We start from the raw sequence: 13,721 nt of genomic DNA, 5'->3' as shown, positions 1-13,721 counted from the left end.
GCGACTGGCCTACGCGGCGGGTCGGTTCAGTGCGGCACACCCTGGCGGGGAACCACGGAACCGGTGTCCTTGAACAGCCGCATGATGCGGGGCGTCAGATCCTCCATCCGGGCGGTGGTGTGCTTGACCACCTCGATCACGGCCTGCACCGTCGGGCGCGCGCGCCGCTTGGCGCGTGCCTGCTCGTCGGTCAGCAGCGCGCGTGCTTCGGTCAGGTTGTGGTCGATCAGCCGCAGCTGCCAGGCGGCGTCCTCGCGCGACAGCTGCCGCCGCGACAACCCGATCAGCAGCTCGGCCAGCAGCCCGGACGCGGTCCGCAGGTACAGGATGCTCGCGCCGACCCCGGCGGGCGCCTGATCGAGCCGGACCAGCGGGTCCAGTGCGTGCAGCAGGTCGGCGAGCTCGGCGCAGATGGCCCCAGCCTCGCCCGGGCTGTCCAAGGCGTCGCGTGCCGTGGCGGGGCGGTGGGCAGCGCCGGGGTCGGTGTCACCGATGATCTCCGCCAGGCCGGCCTCGATGTCGGTGGCAGCGGTGAGCGTGTCGAGGATCTCCTGCTGGACCTGGTCCCACAGCGTGTCCAGCGCGGTGTCGCTTGCGTCGTAGCCGCCCAGGAACGCGCGCAGTTCGTCATTCATCGCGGGTCCCTCCCTCCGATTCCCAGTCGGCTCTTGAGGTTCTGTCTGGCCTTGCGCAGGTTCTGGCGGACCGTGTCCCGGTCGGCGCGCAACTGCTCGGCAATCTCGGCGGGGGTGAACTCATCGACCGACAACGCCATGACCTGCCGTTGTTTGACCGGCAGCGTCTCCAGCGTTGCCAGCACCTCGCGGGCTTGGTCGCTGAGGTCGATCGGTGAGGGTGTGGCAGGGGCCTGGGCGGCCAGGAAGGTGTCGGTGGGGGTCTCGGGCACCTGGGCCGCCAGGAACTCCCGGCGGGCCACGGTGAACAGCCAGTTCCGCGGGTTTCGGATGGTGTCCCACTGCCGGAAGGCCTGCATGAACGCGGCCTGTGCGGCGTCGTGAGCCTCGTGCTCATTGGCGCCCTGGTTGATCAGGTACCGCACCACCTTCAGCTTCTCCGTCCGATAGCACGCGGCGAACGCCTCGGTCGCCGTCACCGTCCCGGCTGAGGCGCGCCGCCCCCGGTCAGCAGCCGCCACAGCGCGCCCCCACCTCCGGCCGACCGCACACAGACTGAGTACCCAACCGGCTCGTCGACCGCTCTACCGTTCGCGCGGCGGCCGGTTGGGCGAAACGAGTAACCGTGCCGTACCAAGGGCAGGTCCTGACCTTCATGATCGGGCACTTTCCTTTCACGGCCACCCGGTCGTGGGCGGCGATCGCTAAGTAGTGCAGCCGAAAGAGGCGATCTGTGACCTCCCGCCGGAAAAATCTTCAAGCCCGCCGCTTTGGGACGACCGGAACCGCCGCGACTTATGGCCGGATCTGCCATCGAGTGGGATTCGGCAAGCATGCTTTGACACAGGCACTGACGATCTCCTGTGGCTGCTGGCGGTTGGCTGACGGGCTGGGGAATCGTGGGTTTGGGCGCGCGTAGAGGTGTGCGGGCGCGCGTCGATCGCCAAGAGCGCCTGCACCGGTGACCCGTACTTGTGGGGATTGTGGGCGGTACCGATCGGTGTCGATAGGTCAGGCCCTTGTCGGTGCCTGTTTGGGGCTGTTGTCGGTGTGGCGCTTGTCGCGTGCGTAGATGACGGCCGCCCTTCCTCCGCCGGGGGTGGTGCGCTCCAGCTCGAACAGGGTGGTGGCGGCGAACAGGTCGCTGAGCTTGGCGTAGCCGTAGGTGCGGGAGTCGAAGTCGGGGCGTTGCTTGGTGATGATGGTGCCGACGGCTCCGAGGTGGGCCCAGCCGTCGTCTTCGGAGGCCGCCTCCACGGCGTTGCGAAGCAGGTTGACCAGGGCGGTGTCGTTCTTCAGTTTTGCCGCTGAGGTCCGCTTGGCGGGTTTCGCTTCGACGGGGGCGGTGGCGCTCTGCAGGTTCTCGATGTAGATGAACTTGTCGCACGCCGCGACGAACGGCTTGGGGGTCTTGCGTTCACCGAACCCGTACACGGTCAGGCCGGACTCGCGGATTCGGGCCGCCAGGCGGGTGAAGTCGCTGTCGCTGGAGACGATGCAGAACCCGTCGAAGCGCTCCGAGTACAGCAGGTCCATCGCGTCGATGACCACCGCGGCGTCGGTGGCGTTCTTGCCGGTGGTGTAGGCGAACTGCTGGATCGGCTGGATTGATTGGGCGAGCAGTTGATCCTTCCAGCCCTTCAGCCTCGTGCCGGTCCAGTCGCCATAGGCGCGCTTGACGTGGGCGGTCCCGTACTTGGCGACCTCCGCCAGCAGTTCCTCCGCCACCACGGGCTTGGCGTTGTCGGCATCGATCAGGACCGCTAGTTTCGCGGCGTTGTCTTCGGCGTTTCCAGCGGTCATGCGCTGTAGCTCCAAGAGGTATCAGACTGCGATGAGGTCCTGGTCGAGTGCGTGGCGTCTGGGGGCATGGATGACCTCCGGTCAGCAGGTCAGGGAGTGACTGCTGCGGTATTGGACTTGGCGTCGGCGAGTAACGAAGCAGCGAGGTCTTGGGGATGCCGGCCTGGGCCGCGATCTGGCTCAGCGACTCGTCTCGGGCCTTGAGGAGCCGCGCGTATTCGATCTTGTCTTCAGGGTGGGCGAGGGGCCGTCGGATCTGGCGGCCGCCGGCTTCGGTGACGGCGCGGGCGTGGGCGGCACGCTCGGCGGTGAAGGTGCGTTCCATCTCGGCGGCCCGCGCCGCCCGACGATCCGGTAAGCCTGGTTCGCCGGAATCCGATGGGAAGTCCAGGGGGCGGCCGGTCACCCATTCACCCTGAGGCCAGGTGTCCGGCGCCGTCAATTCTGTGCGGCTCGGGCCTCGACGAGCGGAGGAGATTCCTACCCTGGCGGGCATCCTGGGGCCATGACAACTATCCGGCCGTCCGCCGGTGCGGAAGGCGATGCTCTTGCCGAGCTTCGCCGCGCTTTGGACGCTGAGACGACGTTCATGCTCGCCGAGCCCGGCGAACGCGGCCACGAACTTCCTGATCAGTCCTACCGGTTCGTCGCCGACGACGGCGGGCGACTCGTCGGCGTCATCGACGTCTTCTCGTTGCGATGGCGGCGTGCGCGAGGCCGGGGCGCGATCGTGCTCGGGGTACAGGCTTCCCACCAGGGGAAAGGAGTCGGCCGTGGTCTTCTGGACGCGGCGATCGCTGAGGCGCGGCGTCGGGGAATGTGGCGATTGGAACTGAGCGTCATGAGCCATAACCAGGCCGCGTTGCGTCTGTACGAAGCCCGCGGGTTCGAGGTGGAGGGGCTGAGGCGTTCGTCGGTGTGTGTGGACGGCGCATTTGTCGATGAGTACTACATGGGGTTGGTGTGTCACGAATAACGGCTCGACATATCCCCGGTACAGATCGAAGCTCTTGGTCGTGTCCGGACTTGTTGCAGGTCGCGGGCCGATCGAGAACGGGATCGAAAACGCACGTTTTGGCGCTCGTGGCAGGTAGCGGTCAAGAAACTGTCCTTGCCCGCCCAAGGGTGGGGCTTATAGGAGTGTCTCAGCCGGAGGCGAAGGCGGCTAGCAGGTCGTCGTCGGGACGTTGAGGTGCTGGATAGCTGCGTCGTGAGTGCGTCAGGCCAGCGCGTAGGAGCTGCTGTGCCAGCTGGTGGGCGGCGACACCGGGGTTGATCAATGGGACATCGAGGTGGCGGGCCAGATAGGTGTGCGCCGGGTGCATGGTGGTACTGCCGAGGATCAGCACGTCCGAGCCGTCGTGCTCGACCGCCTGTCGGCACGTGTCGAGCAGTTTCGGGAACACCGTGTAGCGGTCGGGCAGTAGTTCTTCGGCGTCGGGACGGGTGCCGATGTCCCGGACGGTGACCAGCCGGTGAGTGAGCCCTGCGGCCGCGGCGGCCGCGGTGTAGAGGGTGTGCCAGCGCGGCCACATGGTGACGACGCCTATGCGGTTCCCCAAGCAGGAGGCCAGCGCCATCGACGCCTGGCAGGCACCCACGACGGGAATGTCCAGGCGTGAGCGCAGCCCGCTGATCCCGCTGTCGCTCATGGAGTTAACGACCACCGCATGAAATCCCTTGTCGGCGGCGCCGGCACCGGCCGCCAGGACCGCGGCGTCAGAGACCGTGCGCTCGTAGGCACTGTCGATCATGTTGCGTGCCCCGCGCGCTGGCGCGGTGAATTCGATTTGTACGTCCGGATCAATGATCTGCGATGGCAGTTGCGCGACGAAGGCTTCCAACGCCGCCGGAGGGACCGCAACGGGAAGGATGTGCAGGATACGCCTCGGTTTTGTGGTCACGCTAATCCTTTCATGAACTCGCGCCAGGGTCGATGGGCACTTGGAGCCGGGAATGGATTTCTGAACTATTCCACTGAAATAGATTTACAGGGAGTGGATTACAGGTAATGTCGCGGCCTCGCGGAGTTGACGCTCGAACCCGCGAATCAGCGCCCGCATTCAGGGGCGGTGGGACTTCCATCTAGAATCGCTATGTGGGAGATGGTGTTTCCGGGCATGAACGTCGATGCTACTGACATTTCTGTCAATGGTGTTGTCACCTGAAGGTCTTTTGGGAAATGAATTTTGTATCGGGTTAATCTGGTCCGTCGGCCAGCAGCCCCGACACCGTGAACCGGGTGCACTGGCAGGTCAGCGTGATCCGGCGGCGGTCGAACCGGTCGAGAAGCATCCCCGCGGGCAGGTAGGGCAGAAACCCGGGGCCCGTGCCCGCCGCGGCGATCCAGCCCGCAAACACGGGGGAGCGGGTCAACGACAGGGCCAGCAGCGGAAGCGCGATCGCCGCGTTCATGCTGCCGAGCTGGGAGGCCGCCGATCCGCTCCACAGGACGGTGAAATCCCGCGGCAGCGATGCCCGCGACTGGGGCTGGTGGTGGACTTTGCAACTCAACGGCGGCTGCTCTTGGGGGCTGGGCGGTGAGCGGTGGTCATCGTGTTCCCAGCTCGATATTGCTGCCTCGATTCGATGGGCTGGGAGATGGTGGATGTGTGGTCGAGGGGTCATGAGCTGGGCGTGAATTCGGCCCAGACGGCGCGGTGGTCGCTGAGGTCGTCCGCGTTCGGCACGACGCCGTATCCGGTGATCCACTCGGGCGGCAGGGTGGTGTGGATGCGGTCGCACCGATACGTGAGCTTGTCGTCGTCGTGGCCGACACTGGGGGTCGGGTCGTTCATCAGCGCACCTACGTCACTCAGCCCGGCGCCGGCGAGGGTTCGGGCGGGACGCGTGTCGAGCTTCTGAAGGGCTTTTACGGGGTCGATCCCGGTGGTGTCCGGGTCATCGGTGAGCGCGGCCGCGTTGAAGTCGGCCACGTAGATCACATCCAGGTGCTTGTGAACGGTCGCCATTTCCGCCTCGGCCAGACGCATGGCCGGGCTGCTGGGTGCCGAGTGTCCGACCAGAAAATGCAGCGGCCTGGGGCGTCCGGCAACCCGCAGAGTGACGTTGAGCAGGGTGTGGACCCATGGAGAGCCGGTCAGGTGCTCGGCGTCCTCGACGGTGAGGTTGTCGCTCTCGCGGACCAGGGCCGCTAGGTGGCAACCGTAGAGGTTGGAGCGGCCCAGCAGGCTCCAGCGCATCCCGAGTTGCTCGGCGACCCGTGCGAGGCGGTCCTCGGCGTCCGAACCGGACCCCCAGTTGGCCTCCTGCAGGCCGATCAGGTCCAGGTCGAGGGAGGCGAGCAGCGCGATCTGTTCCTGGAGGCGGGACTCGTCCCGGGGCTTGCCGGCCGGGCCGTCGAGTCCGCCCTCCCGCAGGTTGTAGGTACAGGCGCGGACTTTCACGGGTGGGGGCACAAGTCCTCGCTTCTGAGCAGAAGGGCGAGTAGGTCGGTGATACGGCGAATCCATCTCGCGCCCGCTGGCAGCCGGATAGTGGGTGGGGGCGGGCCGAGCAGGACAGCGGGGATGCCCAGCGTCACGACCGGGGCGATGTCGTGTGCAGTCGGGGTGCGAGTCACAGCAGAGGCTCTTTCACCTTGATGGTGTGGTCACTGCGGGCATGCTTGTCCCGGAGTCGCGTGCGGAGCCATCTGGGGGTGGCTTCGGGCAGGTTGTCGAGCATGAATCCCGCGACTGCCGGTGACGCCATTAGCACCGCGCCTCCGATTGGGCCGCCGAACATGGCGATGGCGTTGAACAGCATGTGACCGGCGATGATCGGTCCGACCCGGCGGGTGGTCTGGTACATCCACAAGGCCGTTGTGGCGAATACGGTTGAGGAGAGCGCGGCGGTGCCGAGGTAGGCGTGCGGCACCGCGCGCAGCACGCACACCACCAGGAGGATCTGCCAGACCGGTCGGCGAGCGGCGACCATCAGCGCGGCGGGCAGGGCGAGGAGTGGAATCTCTTCGCGGACTCCTGCGGCCAGCGCTTGGGCGGCGAACATGACCGGGTTGTGCAGGCCGGTTGCGTCGGCTTGCTCTGCCTGGTCGGTTACGGCGGGGCCCAGCTTCGTCACCCAGTGGTCTACAGCCAGCGAGAGCGTGTGCCCGGCTAGCACGACAGCGCAGGCGGCGACCGCCTTCTTGTCCCATCGGCGCGCGATTTCGCAGGGCAGTCGGCCTTTCCAGAGCGGTGCGCCGGCGTCGGCGGCGATCTGGGCGCACAGCCACGCGCCTGCACCGGTCAGCAGCAGCGTCGCGGTGGTGTCGGCGGTCTCGCCGAGCAGCGGCAGCAGCACGGCTCCGGAGAGGGCGAGCCCGGCTGCGCACCACACCGCGCTGCCGGGTGAGCGGCGGGCGCGGATCAGTAGCCAGACACCGGCGGCGGTGAGGCTGAGGGCCGGGACGTTGATCGGGGCGGGGAGCCCAGGCCAGTCGATGTCGGCACCGGCCGACTCGGTGGCGTCGTTCAGGGCTATGGCGAAGTGGGCGCCGAACAGCACCATTACGGTGGCGGTGCCGCGCAGCATGAGCGACTGCGTCATTGTCCTCATTCTTGGGTTGGGTCGGTGGGTGATCTGCTGCAATTCCCGGGCCTTGTCAGAGGCAGCCGTCACGCTGATCCGCTTATGGTCCGGTTTCGGGCCGCGGGAGGCGTGGATGTGTACGACCCGGCCACGTAGGCGCCCGCCATCGGGTGAGGAGCCGCGGCCGAGGTTCAGATCCATGTGCGCTCCTGGACGTCGTGGAGCGCGTCGGTGGAGAAGGTGACGACGATCGCGTTGTGGTCGCTGGCCCGTCCGGTGTCGATCTGCCGGTATCCGAGTACGGTGTTGACCATGTTCGCGGTGACCCAGACCTGGTCGACTCGGATGCCGCCGTGGCCGGTCGGCGCGCGCAGCTCGGTGGAGCTCGGGTTGTCGGTGGCCAGGTGCGCGGCGACGTCGTGCAGGTCGCCGTCTGCGAGGGTCTGGCCGACGATGTGGTTGGCGCGGAACGGCTCTTGAGGCGGAAGGTGCCGGCGGTGGCATCGCGAGGAGCGGTTGTAGGGCGGGACGCTGTCCCAGTCCGGTTCGGTGTCGCCGGGTGGGCAGTGGTTGATGTCTCCGCCGATCAGGCCCATTCCGCCGTACCGGTAGACGCGGCCAAGCATGACCTGCGCTTCCTGCGCGGCCGCGTGCGCCGAGTACGGGGTGAGGTGGGCGGTGATGACGGTGAGCGGCGTCTTGACCTTCGGGTCGGCGAGGAGGTCCAGGACGGCGACGCCGAACCCGTGGAGGGTCTGGTCGGCGTACTTGGTCTCCCAATGGCGCCACCTGATGGTGTCGGTGCGGTGCATCAGCACGGTGTGCGCGCCCGACCGGGACGGGGCGACGTGGGCGCGCATGTCCAGGTCCCGTTCGGCGGCGGCCTGCAGGCGTGGGTCGGCCATCCAGCCGTGCGCCTCCTGGGCGAGAAGGATGTCGGGTCGGACCTTGCGGACGATCTCCGCTTCCTGAGGCCACCGGTCGTCCGGGCGCCCGTCGGCGTCCGATCTCCCTGCGTACTGGAGGTTCATGCTCATGAGGGTGAGTTGCACGTATGGGTCTCCTCATCGGGGCCGCCGGCGGCTGGCGGCCGGTGGGCTGACTGGTTGCGGCTCGCCCGGCCGGGCCGGGGATCGGGGCCGTGCGGTGGGGCCGTGTGAACACGGTGATCACGGCACCCGTTGGTTCCCGAGTAGCGCCCGGCCGGGCGAGGTCTTAGGCGCGGTCGGTGAGCCTTTCGAGCGCGGCAGGGGTTCCCGCGGCATCGACACCGCGGCGTCGGCACACCGCTGCATGGGTCATTTGCTGGGATCGGTTTCGTCGGCTCGGCCGTTCGGGGGGCGCAGCCCGGCCAGGATGGGCTGGGGGCGGGTCCGGTAGTGGTCCCAGCCGACCAGGTCCCAGCCCGGCGGGATCAGCGCAGCAGGGCCGGTGACGGCGCACTGGCGGGCGATGCGCGCGAGCTGGTCTGCGGTCAGCTCTCCCAGATCATCCTTGGGCTCGATGCCGTGCTCCCGGCCGTATTCGTCGTGGAAAATGTCGCCTGCGGCGTGGCGGAAGAGCAGGTTGAGGGCGTATGCGGCCGTCCACCGTAAGTACGCCGCCTGGGCGCGAGCGGCCGAGTCCAGATCAGGATCGGCTGGGGCGGGGGCGGCCTGGAAGGGGCAGGGCTGGGGGCGGTGTTCGACCTGGTCGGCCAGTTCGAACACCATGTCCGCCCAGCACAGCAGCAGGCTCGGGCCGTAGTCTCCGGCGCCGCCGTTCACGTGCCGGGTGGTGCCGGTGAACGAGCCCGGGTGCCGGACCCACACCACACTAAATTCGTCATGGCCGCCGGTCTCGGCGACCAGAATCTCATCGACCGGTGCCGCGCCGGGCGCGGGCACCGCGCACGCGTAGGCGAAAACGGTCGACGGCTCGGTCATGGGCCGGGAGAGCAAGGTTCGGGCCTGCTCGCCTGAGAGCTCGCCAGCGGTTCCTTTTGCGATGTCGGTGCCGCACTGGGCGGTGTCGTCGCCCGGTGGCAGGGTGGGCCTGCTGCAGTCGCGTCCGCACTGCGTGTACCCGGACCCCCGGTGCGTCGGTTCGAAGGTCACGGCGTCACCGCCACCACGGAGCCCGCGTAGTTGGCCGGGGCCACGGTCCTCGCTGTGGCCTGGTTGTCGATGTTCAAGTTCTCGGGCCCTTGTCAGATGTCGATCGTCACGCTGACGCGCTTGTGGTCGGACTCGGGGTGGCCGGGGTCGCGGAAGTCGTGGACGCGGTAGCTGCCGGGCACGTAGGCGGCGGCGAGCGGGTCGTTGAGGAGGATGCCGTCGATCGCGAGGGGCTGGCGGCCGGTGGGCCGCTCGATCTGCGTTGGGGTGTAGTCCTCGGCGAGTTCAGCGGCGTGGTGGAAGCCGACGCCGCCCTCCCGCTTGCCCGTGTCGGGGTTCAACCATCCGACCAGGGCATCCAGGGCGCGGGTGTCGTAGTTGTGCGGGCCGGCCTGCCGGGTGCCGCCTTGGAATTGGACCTTGCGGTTGATCTGGCGCGAGTTGTAGGTGCCGGGTTTGTTCAGGTCCGTGGGCTCGAAGTGGGGGCCGCTGGGGACGGTGTTCCAGTCGCCCAGCAGCGCGCACGGGATAGCCGGGTCGGCGAACCGGTCGAACCGCCGGTTGTCGGCGAGCCGGGTGTCGCCGGAGTAGATGTCGCCATGCCACGGCACAAGCCGGATCGGGTCGTCGCGGCCGGGGAGGGTGAAGACAAGCAGGTTGCGGTTGCGGGCCGCGAAGCCGGGCAGCCGGTGGTAGTAGAAGCGTCGGACGACGACCTTGGTCGGGTCAACGAAGATCATCGGGGCGAACGGGCCCCACTCGCGGGGCAGCGAGCACGGGAGCGGCATGTAGCCGGGTCCGCCCGCAGCGCGGATGGCGGCGGCCGCTTCCCACGCGCCTTCCATCCCGTGCAGTTCGTAGTCGTCGGCCTCGCCCATCACGAAAATGTCGGGGAAGTCTCCGTCGTGCAGCATCCCCGTGACCCGGCTGTAGTCGTAGGGGCCGCCGTCGCCGGAGTAGGCCGAGTACCCGGCCTCGGTCTTGCCACCGTGCTCGATGTTGGCGTAGCTGAGGCGCAGTTCGGTCATCGCGTAAGTTGCTCCTGTCTGGGTTGCGCCCATACGGGCTGTTGCGGGCCGGTGGGCGAGTCGGGCGGCGTGAAAGTGACGGAGTCGATCCGGTGTCTGGTCACGGGTGAGTCCCTAGGAACGAAGTGCCTGGAGGATGAGGCGGGTGAGTTCGGCTGGTGATGGCGTCGAGCGGGACGGTTTGGCTGCGGGCGGCCCAGTGGTGGACGAGGTTGTTCACCGCGCCGTTGACGGCGATCATCGTGAGCCGGTAGTCGCGGTCGATCGCATCGCCGCGCCGGACGGCGTCGCGGGCCATCGCCAGCAATGCGTTCTCCCACTGGCCGGGTCGGCTCGGCTGGTGCTGCCCCCCTGCGCTCGCTGCTCTGGTCTCGACGAACAAGATGCGGGCCCAGCGCAGGTCGCTGGCGGTGACGGTGACGAAAGCGCGGACAGCACGCTGCACCCGGACCGCCAGGTCGGCGTCCGCGGGTTCGGCGTAGGCGGCGGCGAGGGCCTGCACGGCGCGCTCGGTGATGCCGGTGTGCAGTACGGTCAGCAGTTCCTCGCGTCCGGAGAACTCCTCGTAGAAGGTGCGGGTCGATACCCTCGCCGTCGCGCATAGCCGGTCGATGGGCGTCGCCGCGTAGCCGCGCGTCCCGAACAGCTCCAGCCCGGCGGCCAGCAGACGCTCCCGCCGCTCGGCGCGGCGTTCCTCAGCCGACCGGCCCGCGTAGCTGCGACCGCGGGGCGCGGGAGTTCGGCCGTTCATCGAAGTCCTTGAGTCAGGGGCAATCCGGGTGTGCCCGGTTGGCCTGGGGTGCCGGTGGGCGATGTCCGGGGCGGGGTCGACCGGCCGCTGCCCGGTTTAGCCGGGGGCAGGCAGTTCTTGGCCGTCGCCTCCAGTTGCCCGCGCAGCGTGTTACGGGGCACCCCCAACGCCATGGCCAGACACGCCAACGATTCGCCGGCCTCAAAACGGTGGCGCAACTCCTCCAGCGAGATCGGCAACGCCACCTCGTTCGACCTCGGCGGCCCTCCGACCCGCCGCAGCCTGGTTCCCGCCTCCAGCAGCCGGAGCTTCACCGTTCCGACCGACACCCCCAGCTCGTCCGCCAGGTCGTACAGCGACTCGCCCACCTCATACCGCCGCCGCAGCACCTCTGAGGGCACCGGCAGAACCATCCGCTGCCCGCACGGGTCCTCACGCGACCGCAGCCGGTACTTCACCGCGTTATGCGACACATCCAGCGCCCGCGCCAGCCCCAAGATCGACTCGCCCGCCTCGTACCACTCCCGCAGTTCCTCCAGCGAGATCGGGAACTGCTCCCAGTGCGGGGCGCCCGGAGGCCGCCGGTTGATCCGCTCGTGCCGCATCCACCGGTACACCTGGCGCGGCGTCAGCCCCATCCTCTGCGCGATCGAGGGAACCGATTCACCGGAGTTGTAGCGCTCCCGCAGTACCTGGACCGACATCTCGAGCTCAGGCGCCAGGGTGCCTGAGCGGCGCTGCGGCAGCTGCGCGGCGAAACCCAACTGACTCGGGGAGCTGTGTGCCAGCGGGACGGTTGATGTCGTGTCGGCCATTCCTGAGTTTCCCTGTCGAGTGAGTTAGGTGGAGCGTTTGGGGGGCTGGAGGTGGGGCCTCCCCGCCCTGTACCGGGCGGGGAGGACCGGTCGGGGGCCGGGTTATGCGGCGTTCTCGTTGGCGGTTGCGGGTGGGGGCAGCGCGGTCAGGTGCGCGAGGCGTTCAGACCACTGGCCTCGGTTGATGTCCAGGGCGGTTTCGGCGAGGCGGTGGAGTTGGATTTCGGCGGTGCCGGCGGGCGCGTCGACGTGGATGGCGTCCCGGTAATAGCGCCCGACCGGGCGGTCGGTGCGCAGTCCGGCTCCGCCGTGGATCCGTACCGCGTCGCGGGTGGCGTCCAAGGCCGCCTCGACGGTGTAGTACTTGGCGTTGATGAGTTCGTTGTCGCAGGCCAGCCCGTGGTCGAGCATGTGGACGGCCTGGTAGGCGAGCGTGCGGGCGGTCCGCAGCCGGTGTTCGAGCCGCCCGATCCGCTGGCCGATCACCGGATGGTGGGCCAGCGGCTCGCCGTAGCGGTGGCGTTCCTTGGTGAAGGGGACGGTCGCATCAGCGGTGGCCTGCAGGATCCCGAGGGCGACCGCGGTGAGGTTGGGACGGCCGTACAAGATGCTGGAGCTGTAGGCGACGTCCAGGCCCTCGCCCTCGTCGCCGAGACGGTTGCCAGCAGGGACTCGGACGTTGTCGAAGACCAGGTCGCCGAAGCTGAACCCGTGCAGGCCCCACGTGGACTGGTAGGGGACACATCGGACACCCGGCCTGTCGGCCTCCACCAGGAACGCCGACAGTCTCTCGGACGGCCGGGTGCCGGCGTCGCCGGTGCGGGCTACGACACCGTGCACGTGCCCGATGTGAGAGTTGCCGACATACACTTTGTGGCCGTTGAGGATGTAGTGGTCGCCATCGCGGCGGGCGGTGGCCTGCATCCCGGCCACGTGACCGCCCGACTCGGCCTCGGTGACCGCGATGGTCGGCAGGCACTCGCCGGTGGCGATCTGCGGCAGCCACTCCTGCTTCTGCTCCTCGGTGCCGTAGTGGATGATCATCGAGGCGCCGAGCTGGGAGGCTTGAAGCATCGCGCCCATCGCGGCGCTCACCCGGCTGATTTCCTCGATCGCGATGGTCTTGGTGAGGTGACCGGCGCCGATCCCGCCGTACTTGCGGGGGATGGTCAGGCCGAGCCAGCCCTGGGCGACGATCCAGCTCGATACCTCGGTGTCGATGTGGGCGGAGGTTTCCATCTGGCTCACGTAGGGAGTGACCTCGCTGGCGGCGAAGTCGCGGACGTCCTCGCGGAAGCTGCGGTGGTCGTCGGTCTCGAACACAGACATCCCCTCTTCCTCCTGGTGCTGCCTGGCGCTGCTGCCGGTGGTCGGTCCGGCAGACATCCATCACCCCGATGCGGCCGCTATCCGGCGGCCGGGTTGATCTGCTTGCCGCTGGGCCGTTCGGTGCTGGTCTGCTCGTCGCCGGACGGGCCGGGTTGAGTGAGGGCGGTGCGCTGCTTGATGAGCCCCATCAGATGTGCGCCGCGTTCCTTGATCAGGGTGAGGGAGGTGTTCTCGGTCGCTTCGGGCATCCGCTCGTTGCCGATGACGCAGAGCGTGCCGAACACGACACCGCTGTCCTGGTCGATCAGCGGGGTTCCGGCGTAGGTGCGGATGCCGATCGCGTCCACGACGTGGTTGCCGGCGAACCGGGGCGCGGAGAGCACGTCCGACAGGACCAGGGCGCGGCCCCGGTCAGCGACGCCCGGGCAGAAGCCGTGGTCGCGCCGCATGGTGCGGCCCACCGGCCGTTTGCCGGGCGGGTTGTGCAGCCCGGCGAACACCTGCTCCTCGCTGATCAGGTTGACCATCGCGTAGAGGCCCTCGGCGACCTCGCCGAGCTCGGCGGCGAACCTGGCCGCCAGGTCGGCGGCGAACGCGTCGAACTCGGCGTCCTGGACCAGCCCGGCGAGCCCGAGACCGGTCAGCAGACCGGCCCGCCGCCGGACCGTGGCGTCCTGCGCCGCGCGGCCGGGCACGTGCAACCCGAGGTAGGTGTCATAGCTCACGGGATG

Annotated in this window: 15 protein-coding genes; 1 reads left to right on the top strand and 14 read right to left on the bottom strand. The window is 68.4% G+C overall.

The window, feature by feature from the left end; translation table 11 throughout:
• Positions 1–26: 26 nt before the first annotated feature.
• From ACQPXG_RS38400 to ACQPXG_RS38390, 3 genes are all read right to left on the bottom strand, one after another.
• Entirely contained in the window at positions 27–635 is a 609-nt protein-coding gene (locus ACQPXG_RS38400) for a hypothetical protein (protein WP_433464053.1), read from the bottom strand.
• Complete coding sequence (locus tag ACQPXG_RS38395) at positions 632–1,114, bottom strand: RNA polymerase sigma factor (protein ID WP_433464052.1); 483 nt, start codon at positions 1,112–1,114, stop codon at positions 632–634. The genes ACQPXG_RS38400 and ACQPXG_RS38395 overlap by 4 nt, the downstream gene beginning before the upstream one ends.
• 532 nt (positions 1,115–1,646) lie before the next feature.
• On the bottom strand, positions 1,647–2,438 hold the full coding sequence (locus ACQPXG_RS38390) for an NYN domain-containing protein (RefSeq protein WP_433464051.1): 792 nt from the start codon (positions 2,436–2,438) through the stop codon (positions 1,647–1,649).
• A gap of 505 nt (positions 2,439–2,943) precedes the next feature.
• Between ACQPXG_RS38390 and ACQPXG_RS38385 the strand changes: the two genes are divergently transcribed.
• Entirely contained in the window at positions 2,944–3,414 is a 471-nt protein-coding gene (locus ACQPXG_RS38385; RefSeq protein ID WP_433464050.1) for an N-acetyltransferase family protein, read from the top strand.
• Between the two features lie 169 nt (positions 3,415–3,583).
• Here the strand turns inward: ACQPXG_RS38385 and ACQPXG_RS38380 are convergent, their stop codons facing one another.
• From ACQPXG_RS38380 to ACQPXG_RS38330, 11 genes are all read right to left on the bottom strand, one after another.
• Positions 3,584–4,342: an aspartate/glutamate racemase family protein gene (locus tag ACQPXG_RS38380; protein ID WP_433464049.1), complete on the bottom strand. Its 759-nt coding sequence runs from the start codon at positions 4,340–4,342 to the stop codon at positions 3,584–3,586.
• Between the two features lie 295 nt (positions 4,343–4,637).
• The gene (locus ACQPXG_RS38375; RefSeq protein WP_433464048.1) at positions 4,638–4,952 is read right to left on the bottom strand and encodes an MFS transporter; all 315 of its coding nucleotides are present in this window, start codon (positions 4,950–4,952) and stop codon (positions 4,638–4,640) included.
• A gap of 110 nt (positions 4,953–5,062) precedes the next feature.
• Entirely contained in the window at positions 5,063–5,857 is a 795-nt protein-coding gene (locus tag ACQPXG_RS38370) for a hypothetical protein (protein ID WP_433464047.1), read from the bottom strand.
• A gap of 160 nt (positions 5,858–6,017) precedes the next feature.
• Positions 6,018–7,172 carry a CPBP family glutamic-type intramembrane protease gene (locus ACQPXG_RS38365; RefSeq protein WP_433464046.1) on the bottom strand — a complete coding sequence of 385 codons (1,155 nt, stop codon included), beginning with the start codon at positions 7,170–7,172 and terminating at the stop codon, positions 6,018–6,020.
• Positions 7,163–8,023, bottom strand: coding sequence for a hypothetical protein (locus ACQPXG_RS38360; RefSeq protein ID WP_433464045.1), 861 nt, complete (start codon positions 8,021–8,023; stop codon positions 7,163–7,165). The genes ACQPXG_RS38365 and ACQPXG_RS38360 overlap by 10 nt, the downstream gene beginning before the upstream one ends.
• Positions 8,024–8,269: 246 nt before the next feature.
• Positions 8,270–8,896, bottom strand: coding sequence for a hypothetical protein (locus ACQPXG_RS38355; RefSeq protein WP_433464044.1), 627 nt, complete (start codon positions 8,894–8,896; stop codon positions 8,270–8,272).
• Positions 8,897–9,159: 263 nt separating this feature from the next.
• Positions 9,160–10,095 (bottom strand): hypothetical protein, encoded by a 936-nt coding sequence (locus ACQPXG_RS38350; protein ID WP_433464043.1) that lies wholly within the window; start codon positions 10,093–10,095, stop codon positions 9,160–9,162.
• A gap of 100 nt (positions 10,096–10,195) precedes the next feature.
• Complete coding sequence (locus ACQPXG_RS38345) at positions 10,196–10,846, bottom strand: TetR/AcrR family transcriptional regulator (RefSeq protein ID WP_433464042.1); 651 nt, start codon at positions 10,844–10,846, stop codon at positions 10,196–10,198.
• Positions 10,843–11,661: a helix-turn-helix domain-containing protein gene (locus ACQPXG_RS38340; RefSeq protein ID WP_433464041.1), complete on the bottom strand. Its 819-nt coding sequence runs from the start codon at positions 11,659–11,661 to the stop codon at positions 10,843–10,845. Before ACQPXG_RS38340 ends, ACQPXG_RS38345 begins: the two co-directional genes overlap by 4 nt.
• A gap of 102 nt (positions 11,662–11,763) precedes the next feature.
• Positions 11,764–12,990 (bottom strand): acyl-CoA dehydrogenase family protein, encoded by a 1,227-nt coding sequence (locus tag ACQPXG_RS38335; protein ID WP_433464040.1) that lies wholly within the window; start codon positions 12,988–12,990, stop codon positions 11,764–11,766.
• A 77-nt stretch (positions 12,991–13,067) separates the two neighbouring features.
• Complete coding sequence (locus tag ACQPXG_RS38330; RefSeq protein ID WP_433464039.1) at positions 13,068–13,715, bottom strand: GAF domain-containing protein; 648 nt, start codon at positions 13,713–13,715, stop codon at positions 13,068–13,070.
• Between the last annotated feature and the right edge of the window lie 6 nt (positions 13,716–13,721).

The organism is Spirillospora sp. CA-128828 (assembly GCF_050945415.1).
In the GTDB taxonomy this organism is placed as follows: Bacteria; Actinomycetota; Actinomycetes; order Streptosporangiales; family Streptosporangiaceae; genus Spirillospora.
The sequence above is the reverse complement of the archived record's forward strand: the minus strand, read 5'-3'. Positions and strand labels throughout refer to the sequence as shown.

Coding starts and splice junctions, on each gene's coding strand:
- ACQPXG_RS38400 (WP_433464053.1), bottom strand. CDS start 635: ATGAATGACGAACTGCGCGCGTTCCTGGGCGGCTACGACGCAAGCGAC.
- ACQPXG_RS38390 (WP_433464051.1), bottom strand. CDS start 2,438: ATGACCGCTGGAAACGCCGAAGACAACGCCGCGAAACTAGCGGTCCTG.
- ACQPXG_RS38385 (WP_433464050.1), top strand. CDS start 2,944: ATGACAACTATCCGGCCGTCCGCCGGTGCGGAAGGCGATGCTCTTGCC.
- ACQPXG_RS38365 (WP_433464046.1), bottom strand. CDS start 7,172: ATGGATCTGAACCTCGGCCGCGGCTCCTCACCCGATGGCGGGCGCCTA.
- ACQPXG_RS38355 (WP_433464044.1), bottom strand. CDS start 8,896: ATGACCGAGCCGTCGACCGTTTTCGCCTACGCGTGCGCGGTGCCCGCG.
- ACQPXG_RS38350 (WP_433464043.1), bottom strand. CDS start 10,095: ATGACCGAACTGCGCCTCAGCTACGCCAACATCGAGCACGGTGGCAAG.
- ACQPXG_RS38345 (WP_433464042.1), bottom strand. CDS start 10,846: ATGAACGGCCGAACTCCCGCGCCCCGCGGTCGCAGCTACGCGGGCCGG.
- ACQPXG_RS38340 (WP_433464041.1), bottom strand. CDS start 11,661: ATGGCCGACACGACATCAACCGTCCCGCTGGCACACAGCTCCCCGAGT.
- ACQPXG_RS38335 (WP_433464040.1), bottom strand. CDS start 12,990: ATGTCTGTGTTCGAGACCGACGACCACCGCAGCTTCCGCGAGGACGTC.